This window comes from Micromonospora sp. MGP-C2 (assembly GCF_057766525.1).
The window spans coordinates 5,404,725-5,428,383 of the sequence record NZ_JBYMEN010000002.1; the positions used below are offsets into that span (position 1 = coordinate 5,404,725).

Here is a 23,659-nt window from a genome sequence, read left to right on the forward strand (position 1 = left end):
GTCAGGACACCTCGCGGCGGAGCGTCCGGAACAGCCCGGCGGCCAGTGGCAGGACCAGCCAGACCAGCAGGGACACCACGATCCGTCCCCACTGCTCCCCGGTGAGGGCGTCACTGCTGAACAGCGGTTCCATCGTCTTGCTGGTGTCGAGCCATTCGGAGGGGCCGCGCAGGGGCCGGACCATCTCGCCCAGCACTCCCCAGATGGTGGGCAGCAGGAAGTAGCCGACGATGGCCACCGGCGGGTTGAGCAGCAGCAGACCGAAGGCGGCGCCCATCAGCACGCTGGTGACCTGGAGGATCACCGCGTTCACGATCAGCGATCCGTCGAGCTGCCAGGTGCCGGCGCCGCCGATGGCGGAGGCCACCAGCGTCCCGACGGCGGCGAGGGCGAGGCTGGCCAGCACCGAAGCGAGCGCCGCCACCATGACCGCGACCAGCTTGGCGGTCACCACCCGCTCCCGGCGGGGCACCAGGGCGTACGTGGTGAGGGCGGTCCGTTGCGACCACTCGCTGGTGATCGAGAGGATGCCGAGCACGGGCAACAGCACCCCCACCGGCAGCAGCGAGGGGACGAAGAAGTTGGAGAACGTCTGGTCGGCGTCGTCCGCGTAGATCAACTGGAGGGTGACGACCACTGCGGCGATCAGGCCGATGGTGATCAGCAGCCAGCGGCCGGCCCGGGTGTCGACGAGTTTGCGCAGCTCCACGACGGTGAGCCGAAGCAGCGACGGTCGGCGTACCGGAGTGTGCTGCTGGGGCGCGACGGCGCTCGCGGCGGGCGCGGTGGTGGTCATCGGACGGCCTCCTTGGTGGATTCGCCGGCGGTCAGGGTGAGGAAGAGTTGTTCGAGGCCACCGCCGCTGGCGGGGCGCAGCTCGGCCAGCGCGACGCCGGCATCGGCGGCGGCCTGGCCGACCGCCTCGGCGTCGGCCTGCACGAGCAGTCCTTCCGAGCTGTCGGCGGCGCTCAGCCCGGCCACCCCCAGCGCCCGGCGCAACGCCGCGCCGTCGCGGGCCCGGACCACAGTGCCGCCGCCGGCCAGCAGTTCGTTCTTGTTGCCCTGGGCCACGATCCGGCCACCCCCGATCACCACCAGCCGGTCCGCGACCGCCTCCACCTCGCGCAGCAGGTGGGAGGAGAGCAGCACCGTGCCGCCCCGGTCGGCGAAGTCGCGCAGCAGGCCGCGCATCCAGAAGATCCCCTCCGGGTCCAGGCCGTTCGCCGGCTCGTCGAGGATCAGCACCCGGGGGTCACCGAGCAGCGCATGCGCCAGGCCCAGGCGCTGGCGCATGCCCAACGAGTACGCCCGGACCCGGCGCTTCGCGGCCACCGCGTTCAACCCGACCAGGTCGAGCTTCGCGGCGACCTCGCGCCGGTCCAAACCCATGGTGTACGCGGACAGCGTCAACGCCTCGCGGCCGGTCCGCCCGGCGTGCTGGGCGGAGGCGTCCAGCAGCACCCCGACCTCCCGCCCCGGGTTGGGCAGCTCCCGGTAGGGGCGCCCGGAGACGGTGGCGCGGCCGGCGGTCGGCGCGGTGAGCCCGCAGATCATGCGCATGGTGGTCGACTTGCCGGCGCCGTTGGGGCCGAGGAAGCCGGTGACGGTCCCCGGCTCGCAGTGGAACGAGACGTCGTCCACCGCCGGGTGTGGCCCGTATCGCTTGGTGAGGTTCTCCACGGTGATCATGTGGTCGAGCCTGCCCGCGCCGCCCGGCCATCCGCTGCGGCCGCCGGTCGATGCCGTACCGACCTTGGTCGACCGGCGGGTCTCGACTTTGGTAGCTGGTCGTGGCGCCCTTCGGCTGCCTAGCATGGTGCCGTGACCAGCCTCGCCGTGCCGGAACACCCCTGGCTGCTGCCCGGGGCGCTGGCCGGCGCGGCCAGCCCGGAGACGGCGACCCGCCGGCCCCGGCGGACCACCCGGGACTGGGCGGTCGACACCCTGGCCTTCCTGATCAGCCTGCTCTGGGTGCTGTACGCCACGGCGGACGCCCTGTCGCCCAACCCGGAGACGGCGGTCGCGCTGCCGCACGACTGGATGGTCGGCGTGGACGCGCTGATCGGGCTGGTCTGCTGCGGGCTGCTCTGGCTGCGGAGGCGGTGGCCGCTCGGGTTGATGGTGGCGACCCTGCCGTTGAACCTGTTCTCGATGGCCGCCTCCATCCCGCTGTTGATCTTCTACTTCACCGTGGTGGTGCACCGGCGGACCGCAGTCTCGGTGGCGGTGACCGGCGTCGGTCTCATCACCAACCTGGTCTACAGCTGGACTCGTCCGGATCCGGTCATGCCCTACTGGGCCACCGTCGCCTGGGGTGTGGTGATCACTCTCACCGTGCTGGCCTGGGGGATGTTCGTCCGGGCCCGACGGCAGTTGATCGTGTCGCTGCGGGATCGGGCCGAGCGGGCCGAAGCCGAGCAGCAGCTCCGGGTCGCCCAGGCCCGCCACCTCGAACGCACCCGGATCGCCAGGGAGATGCACGACGTGCTGGCTCACCGGATCTCGCTGCTGAGCCTGCACGCCGGGGCGTTGGAGTTCCGCCCGGACGCTCCCGCGGACGAGGTGGCCCGGGCCGCCGGGGTGATCCGGGGCAGTGCGCACGCCGCCCTTCAGGACCTGCGGGAGGTGATCGGGGTGCTCCGGGCCGAGAGCGACGACGGCGACTCCCCGGAGCCGCCGCAACCCACACTCGCCGACCTGCCAGCCCTGATCGCCGAATCGCGGGCAGCCGGGGTGCGCGTCAACGTCAGCGACAGCGTCGCCAGTCCGGGGGAGGTGCCGGCCGCGCTGGGCCGGGCCGCGTACCGGATCGTGCAGGAGGGGCTGACAAATGCCCGCAAGCACGCAGCCGGCGCGGCGGTCACCGTGGACGTCGCGGGCGGCCCGGGCAGCGCCCTGACCGTGGCGATCGGCAACCGCTGGCCGGTCGGCGCACCGGCCGGCGACGCTCTGCCGGGCGCCGGCACCGGCCTGGTCGGCATCAGCGAACGGGTCACCCTCGCCGGTGGCCGGCTCGCCTACGGTCGCGACGACGCCGGCGACTTCCGGCTGGCCGCCTGGCTGCCGTGGCCGGCGTGACCGGCCCTTCCGCAGCAGCGGGCCCTTCCGGCGCCGCCAACGCCTCCGGTGTGGCCGGCCCTTCCGGTGCGGCGGGGCCGCAGTCGGCAGTGTCGCCGGTGCGCGTGCTGATCGTGGACGACGACGCGCTGGTCCGGGCCGGGCTCTCGATGATCCTCGGCGGTCTGCCGGACCTGACCGTGGTCGGCGAGGCCGCCGATGGCGGTGAGGTCCCCGCCGCCGTCGCCGCGTACGCCCCGGACGTGGTGCTGATGGACATCCGGATGCCCCGGGTGGACGGGCTGACCGCCACCGAGGCCCTGCGTGCCCAGCCGCACCCGCCGGAGGTGCTGGTGCTGACCACCTTCGACGCCGACGAGCAGGTGCTGCGGGCGTTGCGCGCCGGGGCGGCCGGCTTCCTGCTCAAGGACACCCCGCCGGCGGAGATCGTGCACGCCGTGCGCCGGGTGGCGGCCGGTGAGGCGACGCTGTCCCCGACGGTGACCCGCACACTGATCGCCCACGTGACCGCCGCCACCCCCGGCCCGGCCGGCCCCGACCCGCGGCGGGAGCGGGCGCTGCGGTTGCTCACCGGGCTCAGTGAGCGGGAGCGGCAGGTGGCGGTCGCCCTGGGCCGCGGGCACACCAATGCGGAGATCGCGGGGGAGCTGTTCATGAGCGTGGCGACGGTGAAGGCGTACGTCTCCCGGCTGCTGACCCGGCTCGACCTCAACAACCGGGTCCAGGTGGCCCTGCTCGTGCACGACGCCGGCCTGGTCTGACGAGCCGTTCGCTGGGCCAGATGGCCAGGCATACCAACAGGATGAGGTTACACTCATTCTTGGTTGTTCCATTGTTGGTTGTGTCAGGAGTGATCGTGGCTGGCTTTGTCGGACGGGACCGTGAACTCCACCTCCTCGGCGGAATGCTTTCTCGGGTGCAACGAGGTGGTCGTGCTGGTCGGCCTGGGCGGGCCCTTCTCATGCGCGGTCGCCGGCGGGTAGGCAAGTCCCGACTGGTGGAGGAGTTCGTCGAGCGGGCCGACGTGCCGCATCTCTTCTTCACCGCCTCCGCGCAGCCGACCGTCGCAGCCGACCTCGCACTCTTCGTGGAAACGGCGGCCGCCTCGACGCTGCCGGGGGCGCAGATCCTTCGTGAGCAGCAACCGCAGACGTGGGACGCCGCTCTGACCCTGCTCGCCGCCGCGCTGCCGTCCGACCGACCGAGCGTCGTCGTCCTGGACGAAATGCCGTACCTCATCGCGAGTGACCCGGGCTTCGAGGGAACGTTGCAGAAGGTCTTCGATCGCGAGTTGTCCCGGCGGCCCGTCCTGCTGATCTGCGTCGGCTCGGATCTGGCGATGATGGAGGCCCTGAACGACTACGGCCGGCCGTTCCACCAGCGAGCCACCGAGATGGTCATTCCGCCGCTGAGCCCAGCCGACGTCCGCGACATGCTCGACCTGTCCGCCGCCGACGCGTTCGACGCCTACCTGGTGTCCGGCGGTCTGCCGCTGATCCTCGACGAGTGGCCGAACGGCGCATCCGTCCACGACTATCTGAGCGAGGCGGTACGGGATCCGACCTCCGCTCTGCTGGTCAGCGGCGAGCGAGCACTGGCGGCGGAGTTTCCGCCCCAGTCCCAGGCAGGGCTGGTGCTGCGGGCCATCGGCAGCGGTGAGCGGACCTTCTCGCTGATCTCCCGCGCTGCGGGGGATCTTCCACAGGCGTCCCTGAACCGCGCCCTGCGCCTGCTGGCCCAGAAGCGGGCCGTGGAGGTCGCCGTTCCGCTGTCGACCAAGCCGTCGCGGGAAACCCGCTATGCGGTGGCCGACCCGTACCTGCGCTTCTGGCTGTCATTCCTGGGATCTCACCTGTCCGAGATCGAGCGCGGGCGAGGCGACCTGACCCTGGACCGGATCGTCCGGTCGTGGGCGTCCTGGCGGGGACGGGCCATTGAACCTGTCGTCCGAGAGGCACTGCGCCGGCTGAGCGGCGACCACCTGCCGGCGGAGGCAGCGGTGATCGGCAGCTACTGGACCCGGACCAACGACCCGGAGATCGACCTGGTTGGCGCCGACCGGGGGCCCGTCGCTCAGCGCATCAGTTTCGTCGGTTCGATCAAATGGCAGGAGAGCCGGCCCTTCGACGCGCATGACCTGGGTCGGCTGCTGCTGCATCGGTCCCGGCTGCCCGGTGCCGACGACGCGGTGCCGGCCGTTGCCGTGTCGCGCAGCGGCACCGTCGTCGAGGGGATCCGAGTGCTGTCGCCGGAGGATCTGCTTACCGCGTACCAGAATTGAACTTTCGTCCGGTGCCGGCCGTACCCATGGCCGAGGATGTCGGTGCGGTGGGTCCGCCGTACCGCTGCCGAACTGCGGGAGGCCTGCCGTGCGAGTTGGTGAGCAGTCGACGGATCCCATCGATCAGGTACTGGGTGAGGTGCCGATGCCGGCATCGCTGACCCCGGAAGATGTCCGGCTGGCGGTGCGGGCGGTGGTCGTGCACACCGCCGAGGAGTGGCCCACCGGGCCGCTGTGCCGCAATGACGGCGCCTCCTACCCGTGCCGCCTGCACCGCTGGGGGCGACGGGTGTTGGAGACACACGGGCTCAACGAGCGCCAGATCGAGGCGTTGATCCGGCACGGCAATCCGTTCGTGCACGTACCGTTCCCGTTCACGGCGACGGGGCCGTCTCCCGCACGTCCCGCCGGTAGCCGGCCGGCGACGACCGGCTACCAGGCGCCGGCCGGGCGTACCGGTGGGTTGCCGGCGCGGCAGCAGGCCGCGCGGGTCGTCCCACCGGGTGTACGGCCCACCGCTGCTGGCCGGCCGGTGACTCCCCCCGTCACCGCGCCGCGCTGGCCCCGGGCGAGCTGAGCGCACCCCTCCGCCCACCCGACCGGGGGCGACACCACGTCGGCCCGACGCGGAGATCCCCCTCCGCGTCGGGCCGACGTCGCGCCCAACAGATGAGTCGGTCGTCGCCGGCTCAGATCCCGCAGTCCGGCGCGGACCAGTTCGTCGTGTTCGAGCTGTTGTCCCTGTTGTTCTCCCGACGCGAGTCGACGTGCACGTGGTCGTCGTGGTCCGGGTAACCCGGCCCGTAGATCCCGCTGAAGCCGTTGCTACGGGCGCCGCGGGCGACCTGGCACAGCGACGACGTCCGTGAGGTGACGTCGGCCGCGTTGCCGTACAGGTGCTGGCTGTCCGACGCGCCGCCGACCTGGTTGTTGCAGGCGCGGCTGCGGTATCCGCTGGACACGTTGAGCGGCTTGTCGCCGAGGCTCTTGCGCAGCGCCTCCAGCTTCCACATGGTGCGCAGCGCGTTCTGCTTGGTCTGGGCCGCCGACAGCGGACCGCCGCTCCACCCACTTCCGCCGCACCCGTTGTCGAGTTCGTTGTAGCTGAAGTGCGCGGGTGTGCAGTCGTTGTCCTGGAGCTGGTACAGCTTCGCGTAGGTCTGCGGACCGGCGACACCGTCGGCGCGCAGCCCGTACGCCTGTTGGAACCGCTTGACCGCGGCGGCCGTCTTCGGTCCGTAGCGGCCGTCGTTCTCCACGATGTTCCGGTTGCCGGCCCAGCCGGCGACCCGGATCTGCAGCTGTCGGACGTCGTCGCCGGAGCGCCCCTGGGCCAGGGTGCGGTTCCACGTGTAGCAGCCGTCCGCATACGCCGCTGGCGCGGCGACCACCGCAGCGATCGCTGCCCCGGGCAACGCCAGGGCGAATGCGATGGCAGCACGCTTCAAGGTGTTTACGCGCACAGAAGTCCTCCCGATAGGAGAGCGAATGGGGTGGCCACGGGACATCGACCGAGAAGTCCCGCGATCTCCACCCTGACACTGATCGGTGTGGTTGGAGGCGATTAACGAGAATCGTCCTCACAATCTGCGGTCCCTGGGTATTGGCTGGGAATTAGGCTGATTTGCGAAACAGCCATTGATCGCCGATCAGCCCTTGCAGGATCAAGCGCACCGAACGTCGCAATCCGCCACACCGAGGGTGATGTTCCCTGGCTGCTGGCGGCCGGTAACGTCAGCCTCGGGCTGCGGACTGGCGGAGGTGCACGTGGCACGCGGTGGCGTCTTCTGTGTCGAGGGTCAGTGGCACCGCGACCTCAACGAGCGGGGCTCCGTCCTGCCCACCCTTGAGCTGCTGGAGCGGCTCGGCAAGATCCGTTTCATCCACAAGGACGCGGCCACCCGCGACGAGTTGTTCTACTTCCTGGACCGCTGGCTGCTCAAGCAGTACGCCGACCACCGGGTCGGTTTCTTCGCGATGCACGGCGAACCGAGCCGGCTCTGCCTGACCGACTGGCAGTCCGTGGAGTTGAACGAGGTGGCCGACCTGATGGCCGGCCGGGCCGAGGGGCGACGACTCTATTTCGGCAGTTGCTCCGTCCTGCGGGCCTCCGACGCGGTGCTGCGCGAGTTCCTGGAGGTCACCGGAGCCGCTCTTATCTGCGGTTTTACCCGAGAAGTCGACTGGGTCGAATCGGCGGCTTTCGAAACCGTCCTCCTCGACGTGCTCGCCAACGGCCAGCGGCACAATGCCGCCGAGCTGCGAATGGGTTCGGCCCACTGGGCGCCGCTGGCGTCGTACCTCGGCTTTCGGGTGATCTACGCCAACGGCCGGGCCTGGCGCCCGTCCAGCCGCCCCCGGGTGCCCACCCAGGCGGTGCACCGCTCCACGGCCCGGCCCCGCTGACCCGCTGCCGCCGCCCCGCCCGCACCCTGGTAGGAACGAGGAATGGCGCGCAGCATCGCACGGAACACCCGGGTCGACCGGGACAGCCTGCTCGACTTCCTCCGGCCGCGACACCGCGTGCTGCTGATGACCACCCGGGCCGACGGTCGCCCGCAGTCCTCCCCGGTCTCGGCGGGGATCGACGGGCAGGGCCGGCTCGTCGTCTCGACCTATCCCGAGCGGGCCAAGGTGACAAACATCCGCCGCGATCCGCGGGTCTCGGCGTGCGTGCTCAGCGACGAATGGAACGGCCCCTGGGTGCAGATCGACGGCACCGCCGAGGTGCTCGACCTGCCCGAGGCGCTGGAGCCGCTTGTCGAATACTTCCGCAGCATCTCCGGCGAACACCCGGACTGGGACGACTACCGGGCGGCGATGGTGCGCCAGGGCAAGTCGCTGATCCGGGTCACCATCGACGCCTGGGGCCCGATCGCCACCGGTGGCTTCCCCGCCCGCCTCGCCGACTGAGGTCGATCGCGCCCGGTAGGCCAGCGCGGCGACCCGACCACCTCGACCACCTCGACCACCGACGACCGCGGACACCCGAGGTGGAGGTCATGGGGTGTGGCCGCCGTGCTGTAGAGCTGCCCCAGATTCGGGGCGGCAGGTCGCTGGCCGTGCTTGGGGTGCGGCGTGCTCGGGTGCGGCGGGCTTGCCGGGACAGCTGGCGCCGCGTGCCCCACATCTGGGGCAGCTCTACAGCGGCGGCGACACACGGGTCGGGTCGGCGGCCTGACCTCCCGGCGTCGCTGCCGCCGGGTCCGCGGAGGTCAGCGCCGAGCGGCTCGGCGGTCGTACCGCCTCAGTCGAGCAGGGCGGCGTAGACGAGTTGGCGCAGCTGGGAGCGCAGCGGGTAGGTGCTCGACGGCATCAGCTGGGTGAACAGCAGCGCGGTGATCTCCTCGGTCGGGTCCACCCAGAACGCGGTGCTGGCCACTCCACCCCAGTAGTACTCGCCGACGCTGCTCGGCACCCGGCTGGGGATCGGGTCGTCGGTCACCGCGAAGCCCAGGCCGAAGCCGATCCCGTCCAGGGTCGACTCCGCGAAGCCGCCGGTGGACAGGGTGCCCAGGTCCTGCCCGCCGGGCAGGTGGTTGCGGGTCATGAACCGCACCGTGCGCGGCCCGAGCAGCCGAACCCCGTCCAGCTCGCCGCCGCGCAGCAACATCTGGGTGAAGCGGTGGTAGTCGGCGGCGCTGGAGATCAGGCCACCACCGCCGGACAGCAGGGCCGGCCTGTTGAACGCGAGCGAGCCGAGGCTGTCGTAGCGGACGGCCCGCCCGTTGCGCGGGTCCGGGACGTAGAGCGCGGCCAGGCGGTCCGCCTCTTCGCCCTCCACCCACCAGCGGGTGTCGGTCATGCCCAGCGGGCCGAAGATCCGGTCGGCGAAGAACGCGTCGAGGCTCTGCCCGGAGATCACCTCGACGAGCCGACCGAGCACGTCGGTGGCGACCGAGTAGCCCCAGGCCGAACCGGGCTGGAACAGCAGCGGCAGCTTCCCGAAGACCGCGCAGGCGCCGGCCAGGTCGACGTCCGCCGGCGGGTACAGGTCGTAGCCGGCGGCCCGGTAGATTCCGTCGACCACCGAGGTCTGCATGAAGCCGTACGTCAGGCCGGCGGTGTGGGTGAGCAGGTGCCAGACCCGGATCGGCTCGGTCGCCGGCACGGTGTACGGCTTGAGCACCGACCCCTTGGAGTAGACCCGTAGGTCGGCGAACTCCGGAAGCCAGCGGCTGATCTCGTCGGTCAGCTCGAACCGGCCCTCCTCCCACAGCATCATCGCCGCGACCGAGGTGACCGGCTTGGTCATCGAGTAGATCCGCCAGAGCGTGTCGGCCTCGACCGGTGCGCCCGACTCCCGGTCCCGCAGCCCGTACGTCGAGGAGTGCGCCACCTCGCCGCGACGGGTGACCACCACCTGCCAGCCGGCCAGCCGGCCGTCGTCGACGTACCGGCCGAAGTGCTCGTCGATCCGCGCCAACCGCGCCGGGTCGAAACCGATCTGATCCGGGTCCTTGCTCCGAGCCACACTCACGTCGCCGAACCTACTCGCCGGTTCGCCCGTACCGGAAGGGGGTCACAGCGGGCCACGTCGGCTGCGCGGCTGTCGGTGCTGGCCACTAGCCTGGCCGGATGCCGGAGCTGACCGAGGACGTGACCTACCGTAACGAGGACTGGTATGGCGAGGAGCTGACCGACCGACACTTCGTGGGTTGTGAGTTCTTCGACGTGGACCTGACCGAGGCGGTGAGCCGTGGAGCGGTCTTCACCGGGTGCACGTTCGGCAACGTGCGGTTCAACGCGTCCCGGCACGTCGACTCGGCCTTCACCCGTTGCGTGTTCCGGCGGTGCAACTTCTTCGAGGCCGAGTTCACCGGCTGCAAGCTGGTCGGCAGCACCTTCTTCGAGTGCGACCTGCGACCGTTGACCGTCGACGGCGGTGACTGGTCCTTCGTCGCCCTGCCCGGCGCCGACCTGCGGGGTGTTCGGCTGACCGGGGTGCGGATGCGCGAGGTGGACCTGACCCGGGCCAATCTCACCGGGGCCACCGTGGCTGGCGTCGATCTGTCCGGCGCGCAGCTGCTCAACGTCAAGCTGGGCGGCGCCGACCTGCGCGGCAGCGATCTCACCGCGCTCGACCCGACGGCCGTCGAGCGGGCCGGAGCCGTCATCGACGTCGGGCAGGCCGTGGTCATCGCGCAACTCCTCGGCTTCCGGATCGGCTGACGCGAGCGGTGCTCGTGGCCTGCCGAAGTGCCGGTTCCCGCGGGCGGGTTGTCCGGCAGCGTCCGGTTGCGGGCTGGACACGTCAGGCAGTCCGGATCTAGCGTGTCGTCCACGCCGGTACGAACGCGAAACGGCCCACAGTGGACGGTATGACGCGCGGCGGTCGACGGCGGCCGGGTGGTGGAGTTGGAGGGGTCGGTGTCGGACGAAGACCGCATGCGGGCGGATCCGGGTGCCGGGGACGCGCCGCCGAAGCACCGCTCGGGCGCCGGCACCTTCGGGCAGACCCTCGCCGTGCTGCGCCGTGTCGCCCGTGTCCGGCGGCGGCGACGTTGGGCGGTGGAGGGTGCGGCCGTACTCGCGTGTCTGGTGGTGCTGGTCGCCTACCTCGGCAGCCGGTCGGACCCGGAGCCCGGCGACGGCCAGGGTGGTCGCTCCGGCGATGTGACCGCGGGTGCCGCCCGTTCCCCCGGTCTCCCGGCCACCGACGGGCGCACCGGTGAGGCGGGGCCGGCGATGCCGGGCCTGCGTCCGCGCCAGCGTCCACCCTCGCCCGAGCCGACACCGTCGGCCAGCGCACCGGCCCCACCGCCGCCATCACCTGAGGCGTCGGCGCTGTCGGTCACCCAGGCAGAGATGCCCGCCGAGGTCGACCTCACCGCCGTGGGCGCCCGGGACTGGATGCACTGGGGGAGCGCGGCGGCACCTCGACGGTCCGCAAGCGCGCCGGCTCCGGGGAGATCGCCGACGAGGGCGGTGCCGGCAGGCGGGTCGGCTGGGACGGCAACCAGGAGCACGTCCGCTGGTCCGACGGATCGTCCCAGCGGTCGGCGAGCGACAGCTCCAACGGCGTCTACACCTGCGGCGCCGGCAACGGTTTCCGCCTCGCCGTCGTTGGCAGCGGTGAGTCGCGCACGGTCCAGCTCTACGCCGGCACGTGGATGGCCCGGGGGCGCCTGGACGCGCGACTATCCACCGGCGGACCTGTCAGGACCGCCGTGCTGGAGGACCCGTACACCGGTAAGAGCGCTCAGTTCACCGTCCGGTTCACGGTGCCGAAGGGTGCCAAACTGCTCCTGACCTGGACCGTCGAGAAGGTCTTCACCTCACACTGCGGCAACGTCGGCCTCCAGGCCGTGGCGGTGCGCTGACCAGCCGACCGCTGCGCGATGGCACAGCGGGACAGTTTGTCCGTCGCGGACCGTCGATATGGCCGTAACTTTCTGCTGTTCCCACCCGACCATCCAGTGTGGAGGCAGCGGAGATGAGCAGTAGCACCGCCCACCGCGTCCGTGGCGCCGCTTCGTCCGGTGCCGGTGAAGCGTCCGGGGAGGTGCTCCGCGACATCCCCCTGCCGCCGTACGTGACGGGCGAGGACACCCAGTTCGCGGTGCGGGCGGTGGTGGTGCACGCCCCCCGGCGGTGGTCCGGGGGAGTGGTCTGCCGCAACGATGCCAGCCCGCACCCGTGCCGCCTGCACCGCTGGGGCACCCGGGTGCTGGCGCTGCGCGGGTTGCGGGCCGCCGAGATCGACGCGCTCATCGAGCGTGGCGACCCCACGGCGGTGGTCCCCCCACCGGACCGACCGGCCTGAGCGCGCGCCCGGCCGGGAGGCACACCGGTGCCTCCCGGCCACAGCTCAACAGGTGATCGGCTTGACCCAGGAGCACTCGACGCCCTCCGGGGTCCGAGGCGTCTCGGGCACCGCTGGCGGTGCCATCCGCGCCGCCGTCGCAGCATCCTCGCGGAACCCGGCCAGGGCAACGGCGATCTGGTCCTCCAGCGACTTGACCGACGCCGTCAGGTAGTTGTTCAGCAGGATCGAGAACGCCAACAGACGGCCGTCGGCGCTGGTGACATAGCCGGAGAGCCCGGAGACACCGGTCAGGCTTCCGGTCTTGGCGTGCACGTTGCCCGCCGCCGCGGTGCCGGCCATCCGGCTGCGCAGGGTGCCGCCGACGAACCGCTCGGGTTGCCCGGCGATCGGCAGGGCCGCGTACCAGGTCTCGAACCATGGTTCGGCGCGCACGGCGCTCAGCAGGTCGACGAACTCCGTAGCCGGCACCAGGTTGCGCCGGGACAGCCCCGAGCCGTCGCGCTGACGCAGCCGACCGGTGTCCATTCCGGTGTCGGCGACGTACTCGCTGATTGCGGTCAACCCGGCCGCCCAGGTGCCCTCGCCGGACAGCACCCGGCCGATCTCCTTGGTCAGCACCTCGGCGTGCCCGTTGTTGGAGAGCTTGAGGAACGGCGTCATCAGCTCGCCCAGGCTCATCGAGTCGTGCCGGGCCACCGGGTGGGCCGTCTCCGGTGTGAGCTGGCCGAGCACGGTCCGGCCGAGCACCCGCACACCGTGCCGGTGCAACGCCGACCGGAACACGTCGGCCGCGTAGCCGGCGGGCTCCCAGACGGTCACCCAGTCGCTGGCAGGCTCGTCACCGACGGCGATCTGGCCGGTCACCACGACGGTGTTGCTGCCGTGTTCGCGTTCGATCGAGATCGAGGTCTCGCCCTCGGCGACCGTCTCGGCCCGGTTGTCGACGCGGATGTAGCCGGTGGCCGGGGTGGTGCTGACCACCGGCGGGGCACCGGCCCGACCGGCCGGGGCGGCCTGCACGATCACGGTGCCGGCGTCGTAGTCGGTGTCCGGGGCCACGGTCAGCGCGGAGACCTGCGCGGCGTAGTAATAGGGCTCGTCGTCCCAGGTCCAGTCGGGGCCGAGCCGGGTGCGGTCGTAGCGGGTGTCGTCGGCGACCAGGTTGCCGGTGACCACCCGTACGCCGTCGGCGGCGACCTGCGCGGCGAGCGCGTCGTAATCGGCGGCGAGCATGGTCGGGTCACCGCCACCGCGCAGGTAGAGGTTGCCGGAGAGCAGGCCGGCCCGGCGCTTGCCGCTGGTACGCACGTCGGTGGTGAAGCGGTGCCCCGGGCCGAGCAGCTCCAGGGCCGCCGTCGAGGTCATCAGCTTGGTGTTGGAGGCCGGGACCAGCCTGCGGTCACCGCTGCGGTCGTAGAGTGTCTGTCCCGTGCCGGTGTCGACCACGACCACCGACGCCTGAGCGCCGGCGAGTCGGGTGTCGGCCAGGATCGTGTCGATGGTGGCGTGCAGTCGGGTCGTCGCGGGGGTGGGCGACTCGGCCGTGGCACCGGGCGCGCCGACGGTGGCCACGGTGGCGACCAGCGTGAGCAGCGCGAGGGCCCGGGGAAAGTGACGGCGATGCATGCGCTGATGCTGCCACGAAGATATTCGCCGGAGAAGAGCCACGCGCGAAAGTTACTGCCACGTGAGCTACGTCGGCCGGCCGACCGACTTCTCGTGCCCACCCCAGTAGTGCCGCTGAGCCCCCATCACCATTGGAGCGACCAGGGCGGCGAGCGCACCGCCGAGCAGCGGGAAGACGATGAACACCCAGAGCTGCCGCAGGGCCACACCGCCCTCGAAGACCGCCGGGCCGAACGCTCGGGCCGGGTTGACCGCGGCGCCGGTGAGCGTCACGCCCACGAGTTGGGTGGCGGCGAGGGCCAGCCCGATGGCCGCCCCGGCGGTCCCCGGATTTTCGCTCCGGCTGGTCACCACCAGGACGACCAGGACGAAGAGGAAGGTCAGCACGATCTCCAGCACCGCCGCGCCGCCCCGGTTGATGTGCGCGCCGTACCCGTTCGAGCCCAGCGCACCGGTCTGGTCCGCGACGTCGCCCCAGCGGGTCAGCCCCCAGAGCAGGAAGGCGGCCACCGTCGCGCCGACGAACTGCGCGATCCAGTAGGCGATCGCACCGACCACCGAGATCTTGCCGGACAGCAGCACACCGAGCGTCACCGCCGGGTTGACGTGACTGCCGGAGAGCGGGCCGATCGTGTAGACGAGGGCGAGCATCACGAAGCCGAAGGCCAACGCGACCACCACCACGCCGCCCTGAACCCGCGCGGCCACCGCGCTGCCCACTCCGAAGAAGACCAGCAGCAGGGTGCCGAGAAACTCTGCCGCGTACCGACGGAAGTCGCTCATTCGCTCAGCGTAAGCGCAGGTCAGGTGACAGTCGCCGGAATGGCGGTCTGTGATCGGCGCGACGGTCGAAAGCGGGCACAGCGGTGCCGGGCGCAGCGTTGTACACCGCGTGGACACCCACTCCGCGGACGTCGTGGTGATCGGCGCCGGTCAGGCCGGCCTGAGCGCCGGCTACCACCTGCGCCGGACCGGCTTCCCGCCCGGCAGCGGCTTCGTCATCCTCGACGGCGACGACGGGCCGGGCGGGGCCTGGCAGCACCGCTGGCCCACACTGGTCTTCGACCGGGTGCACGGCTTCCACGACCTGCCCGGGCTGCCGCTCCCGCCCGCCGAGCCCAAGCGCCCGGCGGCCGAGCAGGTGAGCGCCTACTTCGCCGCGTACGAGAGGGCATTCGAGCTGCCGGTGCGACGGCCGGTGCGGGTACGTGCGGTGCGCTCCCGGCCGGACGGCCGGCTGGACGTGGAGACCGACCAGGACCGGTGGATCGCCCGGGCACTGATCAACGCGACCGGCACGTGGACCCGGCCGTTCTGGCCGCACTACCCGGGTCGGTCCTCGTTTCGCGGCCGGCAGTTGCACACCGCCGACTACCGGGGCCCGGCGGAGTTCGCCGGCCTGCGGGTCGTGGTCGTCGGTGGCGGGACCTCCGCCGTGCAACTGCTCGGCGAGGTGTCCACCGTCGCCGCGGCCACCACCTGGGTCACCCGCCGGCCGCCGGAGTTCCGGGACGAGGAGTTCGGCGCGGAGCTGGGCCGTGCCGCTGTCGCCCGGGTGGACGAGGCGGTCCGGGCCGGCCGCCCGCCGGGCAGCGTGGTGGGCGTGACCGGGCTGCCGGTCACCCCGGAGGTACGCCGGTTGCGTGAGCGGGGCGTCCTCGACCGGCTACCCGTGTTCGACCGGATCACACCCGACGGGGTGGCCTGGGCGGACGGGCGACACGTGTCGGCGGACGTGATCCTCTGGTGCACCGGCTTCCGCGCCGCCATCGACCATCTCGCTCCGCTGGGCCTGCGCGCGCCGGGCGGCGGTATCACGATGGACGGCACCCGGGTGGTCGCCGACGAGCGCGTTCACCTGGTCGGGTACGGCCCCTCGGCCAGCACGATCGGCGCCAACCGAGCTGGCCGCGCGGCGGTCAACGAGATTCGCGCCCTGCTGGCCCCGGCCCCCGCTCTCGACTGACCTGGCTCTATTTGACGGATCGCCGGCCAGCGGGCACGGTGGAGGTGACGGGGCCGTCAGCTGCCCCGATCCGATGCGACGGCGATGACCGCTCGCCCCTCCTGTCGCCTCCCACGTGTGCTCGTACGCGGGCCGACTGTCCGGTCTGCCCGTCATCCGACCGCGAGCCGAGAATCCACGAGGAGTTCCGCTCATGCTCACCATGACCGATAACGCTGTGCTCGTCATCCGTGACCTCGCCAACCAGCAGGACGTCGCCCAGGACGGCGGGGTCCGCATCGCCGCCGACACCGAGGCGGGTTCGCTCACCGTGGAGTTGGTGCCCGAGCCGGCGCAGGGCGACCGTGTGGTCGACAACCAGGGCGCCCGGATCTTCCTGGACGAGGATGCCGCCGAGCTGCTCGGCGACGCGTCGGTGGACGCCACCGTCGACGACGAGGGCATCATCCAGTTCGGCTTCACCGAGAGGCAGTAACAGGGGCCTCACCGAGGCGTTCGCCCCCGCTGCGGCGGACCCGGCCGGGGACGCCAGCTCGGCGCGATGTCGTCGTCCGGGCGGAGGGCGTCTTCGTCGGCTCCGGCATCTTCAAGGCCGGCAACCCGGCGCGACAGCGTCGCGAGCACGTACGCCAGGTGGTGGGAGGTGCTCCACGCCGCCCAGTTGGCGGCCGAGCCGGCGCCGGCGCCCCGACGGGCCCGGCGCAGCAGCTCGTGGTCGCCCCAGGAGAAGGCCGCGCCGGTGCTCGGCCAGTGCGGCGCGGACACCAGCGTGCGGCACAGGTCGGCGAGCCGTTCCTCGCTGCGGCCACCTCGCCGCGCCCAGCGGTAGACCCACCAGCTGCCGTCGTCGGTGTATCGCACCGTCGGCAGCCGGTCACCGGGGTCGCCGGTGCCGGGGACGGCCGGGTGGACCCCGTAGTCGCCGTAGTCGACACCGACGTCGGCCAGCCGTTGCCAGAGCTGCCAGTCCCAGCGGTCGAGCCGGATCGGCTCGTCGGTGGGCAGCCGCGACAACGTCGGTGGCATCCCGCCCGCCGCCACCGTCACGGACCGCCAGGCGTGCCGGCGCGCCCAGTCCAGCAGGCGACGCACCCGAGGCTCGGCTGACCGCACATCCGCCGGGCAGCACACGTCCCCCGCGTCCACTAGCAGGTCGCACTCCTCGGGGGCGAGGGCGGTGCACCGCCAGACCCGTTCCACGGCGGTCGTGCTCCCGTCCGGCCCGGCCCGGTCCTGACCGGCCCGCAGGCGGACCAGCGCCCGCCGGCCGTGCGTCCGCGCCGCCGCGCCGTGCGCGGCCAGCCGGTGGTCGCTCTCCGCGAGCCCGATCACCGGCATCAGCGGTACGTCCCAACGGCCCAGTTCTGTCGCGGGGGTGTCGGGCAGCGCGCTGACGTCGACGGCCGGCAGGAGTCCGGGCGGTAGCCGGCGGAGAGTGTCCATGGTGGACCTGTCGATCGTGCCGATCTCCAGGATCGGGGCGACCAGTGCGGCGGCTGTGGACTCGAGGTGGCTCAGAGCGTCCAGCTCGCCTCGTCGGCAGGCGAGAATGGGGCGGTAGACCGGTTCCGCCGCCCGGCTCCCGTGGGCGGGCACCATACTTCAATCTAGCCAGGCATGCGCATGTCTCACAGGTCGTGGAGTCGTAATTCGGCTGCTCCGCTGTCGGCTGCGCGACTACGATTTCCCGATGCCCATGCCAGCCCACCGTTACCGATCCGACGACGAGGACAGCGCCCGGTGGGTCGGATTTCCCTTCCGCGACGGCGACATCGTGATCAGCACCCGCTCCAAGAGCGGCACGACCTGGATGCAGATGATCTGCGCGCTGCTGGTGCTGGGCACCCCGGAGCTGCCGGCGCCGCTGAACGTGCTGTCGCCGTGGCTGGACTGGTTGGCCGAGCCGCAGGACGCGGTGTACGACCGGTTGGCCGCGCAGCCGCACCGGCGGTTCATCAAGACGCACACCCCCCTGGACGGGGTGCCACTCGACCCCCGGGTGCACTACGTGGTGGTGGCCCGGCATCCGCTGGACATGGCGGTCTCCCTCTACCACCAGGCCGGCAACCTCGACCGGTTCCGCCTCGCCGAGCTGACCGGCCAGCCCGCCCCGACCGGGCCGCCGAGAAAGCGCCTCCCGGTGGAGCAGTGGTTGCCGAGCTGGGTCGACCGGGAGGTGGATCCGCGTACCGACCTGGACTCGTTGCCCGGGGTGATGCTGCACCTGCGTGACGCCTGGGCCCGTCGACACGAGCCGAACGTCGAGTTGGTGCACTACGACGATCTGCTGGCCGACCTGGGTGGTGAGATGCGGCGGCTCGCCGATCGGTGGGGCATCCCGGTCGCCGCCGGGCGTTGGCCGGAGCTGGTCGAGGCGGCCACCTTCGGGCGGATGCGGGAGCGCGCCGACCGGCTCGCCCCGGACACGCTCGGCGTGCTGCGCGACCGCCGTGCCTTCTTCCGCCAGGGCGGCTCGGGCCAGGGGCGCGACCTGCTGGACGCGGCCGCGCGGGCCCGCTACCAGGAGCGGGTCTCGGCGCTGGCCCCACCCGACCTGCTCACCTGGCTGCACCGCTAGCCCCAGTGCCCGGCCCTCGTCGATCGTGGAGGCGGCGCGGCTCACAAGAGCGCGCGGCGCCGCTCGACCGTGGTCGAGCGTCGCCGCGCTCTGGCCGTCTCCCACCACCGCAGCCGTTCGGCGGTACGCCGGCGGGGACCTGGCTCGACCGGCTGTTCGTGCCGGTCCGCGTTGTCGATCCCCGGTCCGCCCGGATCCAAACCTGCCGACCGTGGGGAATTCCACCATTCGCGAGTCCCGGCGTGGCGCGCCGCAGAACGGGGTATGAGCGTGGGCATGGAACATTTCACGATCGCAACCGTCGCCGAGAAGAGCCCGGATTTCCGGCGGGTGCTGTGGACCGGTGAGCACACCCAGTTGGTCATCATGACCATCCCCGCCGGTGGGGAGATCGGCGAGGAGGTGCACGAGGACATCGACCAGATCCTGACCTTCGTCAGTGGCATCGGTGAGGCTCGCGTTGCCGGCGCCAAGCGGAAGGTCGTCGCGGGGGACCTGGTTGTCGTGCCGGCGGGCACCAAGCACAACTTCGTCAACACCGGCCCCAACCCGCTGGTGCTGTACACGGTCTACGGTCCGCCGGAGCACGCCGACCAGGCCGTGCACAAGACCAAGGAGGAGGCCGACGCGGCCGAGGCTGCGGGCGAGGACGAGCCACCGACCGAGTGACGGCCCCGGCGGGGGCCTGATCCGGGCCGCCACGGGTAACCGCGGCGGGTGGAGCAGCAGCCGGCGATCTCCGACTACGGGTTCCTCTCGGACTCCCGTTCGGGTGCCCTGGTCGGCAAGGACGGCTCGATCGACTGGTGGTGCCCGCACCGCTTCGACGGGGCTTCCGTGTTCGGGCGGCTGCTCGACCCGCGCGCCGGGCACTTCAAGCTGGCGCCGGTCGGCGTCGGCGGCCCGGGGTTCCGGGTGGAACGCGCGTACCGGCCGGACACGTTGGTGCTGCGGACGGTGCACCACACGCCGCACGGCAGCGTGGCGGTCACCGATGCCCTGGCAGCCGAGATCGGCGCCCGCGCCCACGAGCTGGGCAGAAACTCACCCGCCGTGCTGATCCGGGTGGTGCAGGGCCTGTCCGGCCGCGTCCGGATGGGCCTGGACTTCGCGCCCCGCCCGGAGTACGGCCTGCTCACGCCGTACCTGCATGAGCAGGCCGGCGGTGGGGTGCTGGCCCGCGCGGGCCCTGTGGTGCTGGTGTTGCGCGCCAACGGGCTGCAGCTGCGGGCGGGCCGCGACCGGGTGACCCACGAGTTCGAGGTGTCCGCCGGCCAGGTGGTCGGGATGGACGTGGCCTTCGGCGAGGCCTACGGCGATCCACCGGTCCGGATGGACCCGGTGGCGATGCTCGCCGAGACCACGCGGGCGTGGGAGGCGTACCGGGAGACGCACGGGTACTCCGGTCGGTATCCCGAGCTGGTGCGGCGCAGCGCGACAGTGCTGACCGGCCTCACGTACGCCCGCAGTGGCGCGGTCGCCGCCGCGCTGACCACGTCGTTGCCGGAGCAGATCGGCGGCGACCGGAACTACGACTACCGCTACTCCTGGCTGCGGGACTTTTCGTTGACGATGCGCGCCCTCTGGGTGGCGGCCTGTCCCGACGAGGCGTCCCGGCTGTTCGCCTGGGCGACCCGCTCGATCGGCCGGATCGGCGACGAACCGGTGCCGGTGCTCTTCGGCGTGGAGGGCGAGCGCGACCTTTCCGAGCACCACTGTCACCAGCTGGGCGGATACCGCGACAGCAGGCCGGTCCGCATCGGCAACGACGCCTGGCGGCAGCGGCAGCTGGACGTGCCGGGGGAGGTCGTGTCGGCGGTGTGGCGGCTGCGCGACTATCTCGGCGCGACGTTCGAGGAGGAGTTGCGGGAGATGGTGCTCGGGCTGACCGAGCAGGTGGCGGCGACGTGGCACCTGCCGGACCGGGGCATCTGGGAGACCCGGGACGAGGAGCGGCACTACCTGTCGTCGAAGGTGTCCTGCTGGCTGACGATGGACCGGGCGGTGGGGCTCGCCGACCGGCTCGGAGATCGGGCCGATCCTGGTCGTTGGGCCCGTGTGCGCGACGAGATCCACGACACCGTGCTGCGCGAGGGGTGGAACGACCGGATCGGGGCGTTCACCGGCGCGTTCGGGTCGGCGGAGTTGGACGCCTCGGTGCTCGCCCTGCCGGTGACGCACTTTCTGCCGGCCACCGACCCGCGGATGCGCTCGACCATCGCGATGGTCGAGCGGGAGCTGGGCACCGAGGAGGGCCTGCTGCGCCGGTGGACGACGGACCCGGCTGGGTTCCTGTTGTGCTCGTTCTGGCTGGTGGAGTGTCTGGTGATGGCGGGTGAGTCGAAGCGGGCCGAGGCGCTGTTCGAGCGGGTGGTCGGGTACGCCAACGACGTGGGCCTGTTCAGCGAGCAGATCGACCTGGCCACCGGTGCGCAGCTCGGCAACATCCCGCAGGCGCTCTCGCACATCGGGCTGATCAATGCGGCGTGGCGGTTGACCAAGCCGGACAGTTACTGATCATCCCGAAATCCTGCAACAGACCTGCAAACGCCAGGCATTGACGTCGATGTGTGCGCAGTCCTAGCCTCGAAGGAGCTGGAAAGCCCTTTCCCAGGGCCTTTGATCCCGCTTCACCCCGCTTCGGGCCGGGCATCCGACGGGGCGCGCACCGATCCCAGGCAATGGCCTAATGCCGTGCCGACACGTCCCCGAGTGGGCGCCGAGGGATCGCCACCACATGCGTCAAGGAGGACAACTGTGCAGAAGAGACGACTCTCCGGCCGCCGACCACTACTCCTGGCGGTGAGCGCCGGCGTGACCGCGGCAGCCCTCACCGCCGGCATGACCTCGGCCTTCGCGGCCACCGTGTTCAGTGACGACTTCAACGACGGCAACACCTCCGGCTGGTCCAAGTCGGGCGGCACCTGGACGGTCGACGGCTCAGGCGTGCTCAACCAGTCCAACGCCGGCAGTGAGCTGGCCCGGCAGTTCGCCGGCCAGACCAGTTGGACCGACTACTCCGTACAGGCCCGGGTCAGGCCGGCGAGCTTCGGCTCCTCCAGTGCCCTGGTCGGGCTGGCCGCGCGGTCCACCAGCAGCACCAAGATGTACCGGCTGGCCCTGCTCGGCTCCGGTCGGGCCGAGCTCCAGGCGGTCAACGGCAGCAGTGTCACCGCGATCGGCTCGGCGGCGCTGGGCGTCGGCACCGGCACCTGGTACACCCTGCGCATCGAGACCAGCGGCAGCACCATCCGGGGCTTCGTCAACGGCACGCAGATCGCCTCCGGCAGCAACAGCCTGGCCGGCGCGGGCCGCATCGGCCTGGTCACCGCGTACGCCAGCGGCGGCTTCGACGACGTGGCTGTCGACTCGTCCGGCGGCGGCACCCCGACCACGCCGCCACCGACCACCACGCCGCCGCCGACCACCACTCCGCCGCCGGCTGGCTGGCCGACGCCGACCGGCAGCCAGAAGGTCGACGCCACGATCGCCGTCTCCGGCACGTTCGACGGCGGGCTCAAGCGCTACTACGGCATCGGCGACGGCGGGCAGAGCGAGAGCCAGGACCCGATGTTCGAGCTGGCCGCCGGCGCCACCCTCCGCAACGTGATCATCGGTGCGCCCGCCGGCGACGGCGTGCACTGCGAGGGCAACTGCACCCTGATCAACGTCTGGTGGGAGGACGTCGGCGAGGACGCGGCCACCTTCCGGGGCGGCACCACCTACACGGTCGACGGCGGCGGCGCCCGCTCGGCCAGCGACAAGGTCTTCCAGCACAACGGCTCGGGCACCGTCTACATCAAGAACTTCCGGGTGGAGAACGCCGGGAAGCTCTACCGGGCCTGCGGCAACTGCTCGACGTCGTACCAGCGGCACGTGGTGATCGACAACGTGATCGTCCGGGACACCGACGCGATCGCCGGCATCAACACCAACTGGGGTGACACCGCCCGGTTCAGCCGGATCACCATCATCGGCGACCCGGACCGGGAGACCTCCATCTGCGTCAAGTACAAGGGTGTGCCGAAGGGCAGCGAGCCGACCGAGATCGGCGAGGGCGCCGACGGCGTCAACTGCCTCTACTCACCCTCGGACATCACCTACCAGTAGATCGCCACGTCGGCACCCCGCGGACCACCAGGTCCGCGGGGTGCCCGCGCGTTCAACCCATCAGGGGTACGCCGGACACGTCCACGGTGTCCGGATACTTCAACCCGGCGCCGGTGTTGAGCACCACCACCCGTTCGCCGGCCCGGATCCACCCGCCGGCGCGCAGGTGCCGGGCCGCGGTCAGACAGGCCGCCCCCTCCGGGCAGAGCAGCAGCCCCTCCCGAGCGGCGAACTCCCGAAGGTCGGCAAGGATCTCCGCGTCGTCGACGGCGACGGCCGTGCCGGAAGACTCCCGCAGCGCCGCCAGGATCAGCTCGTCACCCAGCGGCGTCGGCACGGTGATGCCGAACGCCACAGTGTGCGCGTCCACCCACGGCTGCGCCCGATCCTCACCGGAGGCGAACGCCCGCACGATCGGCGCGCAGCCGGTCGACTGCACCGCCACCAGCCGGGGCAGCTTGTCGCCGATCCAGCCCAGCTCGCGCAGCTCGTGCAGCGCCTTGTGGATGCCGATCAGGCCGACACCGCCGCCCGTCGGGTAGATGATCACGTCCGGCGCCTGCCAGCCGAGCTGCTCGACGATCTCGTACCCCATCGTCTTCTTGCCCTCGAGCCGGTAGGGCTCACGCAGCGTGCCGGCGTCGAAGATCGACCCGTTGGACGCGGCGATCAGCTCGGCGACCCGCCGACCGGCGTCGCTGATCAGCCCGTCCACCAGGCGCAGGTCGGCGCCGGCGGCGACGCACTCGCGCCGGCAGATGCTCGGCGCGTCCAGCGGCATGACGATGGTCGCGCCCATTCCGGCCCGCGCGGCGTACGTGGCCCAGGCCGACCCGGCGTTGCCGTTGGTGGGCATCGCGATCCGCTCGACGCCCAGCTCACGGGCCCGGCTCACCCCGACCGCCGCCCCGCGCGCCTTGAACGAGCCGGTCGGGATCAACCCCTCGTCCTTGACCATCAGGTCCGTGATGCCGATCTCGGCGCCGTACGCCGGGGTGCGCAGCAGCGGCGTCCAGCCCTCGCCGAGCGTCGTGACGTGCCGCGGGTCGGCGACCGGCAGCAGCTCCCGGTAGCGCCACAGGTCGGCCGGGCGCAGCGGAAAACGTTCCGGGGTGACCGCCTTCGCCACCGCCGGCAGGTCGTAGCGGGCGAGCAGCGGGGAACCGCACTCGCAGAGGTTCTGCAACACCTCGGCGGCGTGCTCCTTGCCGCAGCGCGGGCAGTCCAGGTGGGTCAGGTACACGTCGCTCC

The 23,659-nt window shown here is 71.8% G+C and carries 23 protein-coding genes; 15 read left to right on the top strand and 8 right to left on the bottom strand.

Translation table 11 applies throughout. The features are described 5' to 3' along the window. Window position 1 precedes the first annotated feature (1 nt). Entirely contained in the window at window positions 2-796 is a 795-nt protein-coding gene (locus tag AC3CF1_RS24925; RefSeq protein WP_354981309.1) for an ABC-2 transporter permease, read from the bottom strand. After that, the gene (locus AC3CF1_RS24930) at window positions 793-1,689 is read right to left on the bottom strand and encodes an ABC transporter ATP-binding protein (protein ID WP_355161833.1); all 897 of its coding nucleotides are present in this window, start codon (window positions 1,687-1,689) and stop codon (window positions 793-795) included. The genes AC3CF1_RS24925 and AC3CF1_RS24930 overlap by 4 nt, the downstream gene beginning before the upstream one ends. A gap of 132 nt (window positions 1,690-1,821) precedes the next feature. Here AC3CF1_RS24930 and AC3CF1_RS24935 point away from each other — a divergent pair, with 132 nt between their 5' ends. The 4 genes from AC3CF1_RS24935 to AC3CF1_RS24950 all read left to right on the top strand — a co-directional run bounded on the left by AC3CF1_RS24935 (window position 1,822) and on the right by AC3CF1_RS24950 (window position 5,936). Next, complete coding sequence (locus tag AC3CF1_RS24935; protein ID WP_488451387.1) at window positions 1,822-3,078, top strand: sensor histidine kinase; 1,257 nt, start codon at window positions 1,822-1,824, stop codon at window positions 3,076-3,078. Continuing rightward, the gene (locus AC3CF1_RS24940; protein ID WP_488452128.1) at window positions 3,057-3,839 is read left to right on the top strand and encodes a response regulator; all 783 of its coding nucleotides are present in this window, start codon (window positions 3,057-3,059) and stop codon (window positions 3,837-3,839) included. Before AC3CF1_RS24935 ends, AC3CF1_RS24940 begins: the two co-directional genes overlap by 22 nt. 200 nt (window positions 3,840-4,039) lie before the next feature. Next, on the top strand, window positions 4,040-5,359 hold the full coding sequence (locus AC3CF1_RS24945) for an ATP-binding protein (protein ID WP_354981306.1): 1,320 nt from the start codon (window positions 4,040-4,042) through the stop codon (window positions 5,357-5,359). A gap of 145 nt (window positions 5,360-5,504) precedes the next feature. Further along, a complete protein-coding gene (locus tag AC3CF1_RS24950; RefSeq protein ID WP_231927230.1) occupies window positions 5,505-5,936 on the top strand; it encodes a hypothetical protein in 432 nt (143 codons plus the stop codon). 112 nt (window positions 5,937-6,048) lie between these two features. Here the strand turns inward: AC3CF1_RS24950 and AC3CF1_RS24955 are convergent, their stop codons facing one another. Next, entirely contained in the window at window positions 6,049-6,822 is a 774-nt protein-coding gene (locus tag AC3CF1_RS24955) for a D-Ala-D-Ala carboxypeptidase family metallohydrolase (RefSeq protein WP_488451388.1), read from the bottom strand. A 304-nt stretch (window positions 6,823-7,126) separates the two neighbouring features. On the opposite strand from AC3CF1_RS24955, the gene AC3CF1_RS24960 reads away from it, so the two are divergent. Beyond that, window positions 7,127-7,765, top strand: coding sequence for a DUF6642 family protein (locus AC3CF1_RS24960; RefSeq protein WP_088951490.1), 639 nt, complete (start codon window positions 7,127-7,129; stop codon window positions 7,763-7,765). 42 nt (window positions 7,766-7,807) lie between these two features. Beyond that, window positions 7,808-8,272 (top strand): PPOX class F420-dependent oxidoreductase, encoded by a 465-nt coding sequence (locus tag AC3CF1_RS24965; protein WP_488451389.1) that lies wholly within the window; start codon window positions 7,808-7,810, stop codon window positions 8,270-8,272. 334 nt (window positions 8,273-8,606) lie between these two features. On the opposite strand, the gene AC3CF1_RS24970 is transcribed toward AC3CF1_RS24965, so the two are convergent. Beyond that, a complete protein-coding gene (locus tag AC3CF1_RS24970) occupies window positions 8,607-9,839 on the bottom strand; it encodes a serine hydrolase domain-containing protein (protein ID WP_488451390.1) in 1,233 nt (410 codons plus the stop codon). 98 nt (window positions 9,840-9,937) lie between these two features. On the opposite strand from AC3CF1_RS24970, the gene AC3CF1_RS24975 reads away from it, so the two are divergent. The 3 genes from AC3CF1_RS24975 to AC3CF1_RS24985 all read left to right on the top strand — a co-directional run bounded on the left by AC3CF1_RS24975 (window position 9,938) and on the right by AC3CF1_RS24985 (window position 12,125). Beyond that, on the top strand, window positions 9,938-10,531 hold the full coding sequence (locus tag AC3CF1_RS24975; RefSeq protein WP_088946411.1) for a pentapeptide repeat-containing protein: 594 nt from the start codon (window positions 9,938-9,940) through the stop codon (window positions 10,529-10,531). A gap of 998 nt (window positions 10,532-11,529) precedes the next feature. Beyond that, window positions 11,530-11,682, top strand: coding sequence for a hypothetical protein (locus AC3CF1_RS24980; RefSeq protein WP_488451391.1), 153 nt, complete (start codon window positions 11,530-11,532; stop codon window positions 11,680-11,682). Between the two features lie 113 nt (window positions 11,683-11,795). Beyond that, window positions 11,796-12,125 carry a hypothetical protein gene (locus AC3CF1_RS24985; protein ID WP_172861950.1) on the top strand — a complete coding sequence of 110 codons (330 nt, stop codon included), beginning with the start codon at window positions 11,796-11,798 and terminating at the stop codon, window positions 12,123-12,125. Window positions 12,126-12,170: 45 nt separating this feature from the next. On the opposite strand, the gene dacB is transcribed toward AC3CF1_RS24985, so the two are convergent. Then, window positions 12,171-13,754 (bottom strand): D-alanyl-D-alanine carboxypeptidase/D-alanyl-D-alanine endopeptidase, encoded by a 1,584-nt coding sequence (dacB, locus tag AC3CF1_RS24990; protein ID WP_488451392.1) that lies wholly within the window; start codon window positions 13,752-13,754, stop codon window positions 12,171-12,173. Between the two features lie 66 nt (window positions 13,755-13,820). Next, complete coding sequence (locus AC3CF1_RS24995; protein ID WP_088946413.1) at window positions 13,821-14,537, bottom strand: MIP/aquaporin family protein; 717 nt, start codon at window positions 14,535-14,537, stop codon at window positions 13,821-13,823. A 109-nt stretch (window positions 14,538-14,646) separates the two neighbouring features. Between AC3CF1_RS24995 and AC3CF1_RS25000 the strand changes: the two genes are divergently transcribed. Both AC3CF1_RS25000 and AC3CF1_RS25005 read left to right on the top strand, forming a co-directional pair. Next, window positions 14,647-15,720, top strand: a complete 1,074-nt coding sequence (locus tag AC3CF1_RS25000; protein ID WP_488451393.1) for an NAD(P)-binding domain-containing protein — start codon at window positions 14,647-14,649, stop codon at window positions 15,718-15,720. A gap of 193 nt (window positions 15,721-15,913) precedes the next feature. After that, complete coding sequence (locus AC3CF1_RS25005; RefSeq protein WP_088946415.1) at window positions 15,914-16,195, top strand: adhesin; 282 nt, start codon at window positions 15,914-15,916, stop codon at window positions 16,193-16,195. Window positions 16,196-16,203: 8 nt separating this feature from the next. On the opposite strand, the gene AC3CF1_RS25010 is transcribed toward AC3CF1_RS25005, so the two are convergent. Next, the gene (locus AC3CF1_RS25010; RefSeq protein ID WP_488451394.1) at window positions 16,204-17,319 is read right to left on the bottom strand and encodes a beta family protein; all 1,116 of its coding nucleotides are present in this window, start codon (window positions 17,317-17,319) and stop codon (window positions 16,204-16,206) included. A 91-nt stretch (window positions 17,320-17,410) separates the two neighbouring features. On the opposite strand from AC3CF1_RS25010, the gene AC3CF1_RS25015 reads away from it, so the two are divergent. The 4 genes from AC3CF1_RS25015 (at window position 17,411) to AC3CF1_RS25030 (ending at window position 22,408) form a co-directional block, all read left to right on the top strand. After that, on the top strand, window positions 17,411-18,298 hold the full coding sequence (locus tag AC3CF1_RS25015; RefSeq protein ID WP_488451395.1) for a sulfotransferase domain-containing protein: 888 nt from the start codon (window positions 17,411-17,413) through the stop codon (window positions 18,296-18,298). 276 nt (window positions 18,299-18,574) lie between these two features. Further along, window positions 18,575-18,967: a cupin domain-containing protein gene (locus tag AC3CF1_RS25020; RefSeq protein WP_099850894.1), complete on the top strand. Its 393-nt coding sequence runs from the start codon at window positions 18,575-18,577 to the stop codon at window positions 18,965-18,967. A 48-nt stretch (window positions 18,968-19,015) separates the two neighbouring features. Then, on the top strand, window positions 19,016-20,815 hold the full coding sequence (locus AC3CF1_RS25025; protein ID WP_488451396.1) for a glycoside hydrolase family 15 protein: 1,800 nt from the start codon (window positions 19,016-19,018) through the stop codon (window positions 20,813-20,815). Between the two features lie 240 nt (window positions 20,816-21,055). Continuing rightward, window positions 21,056-22,408, top strand: coding sequence for a pectate lyase (locus AC3CF1_RS25030; protein ID WP_488451397.1), 1,353 nt, complete (start codon window positions 21,056-21,058; stop codon window positions 22,406-22,408). 52 nt (window positions 22,409-22,460) lie between these two features. On the opposite strand, the gene AC3CF1_RS25035 is transcribed toward AC3CF1_RS25030, so the two are convergent. After that, window positions 22,461-23,651 (bottom strand): threonine synthase, encoded by a 1,191-nt coding sequence (locus tag AC3CF1_RS25035; protein ID WP_488451398.1) that lies wholly within the window; start codon window positions 23,649-23,651, stop codon window positions 22,461-22,463. Between the last annotated feature and the right edge of the window lie 8 nt (window positions 23,652-23,659).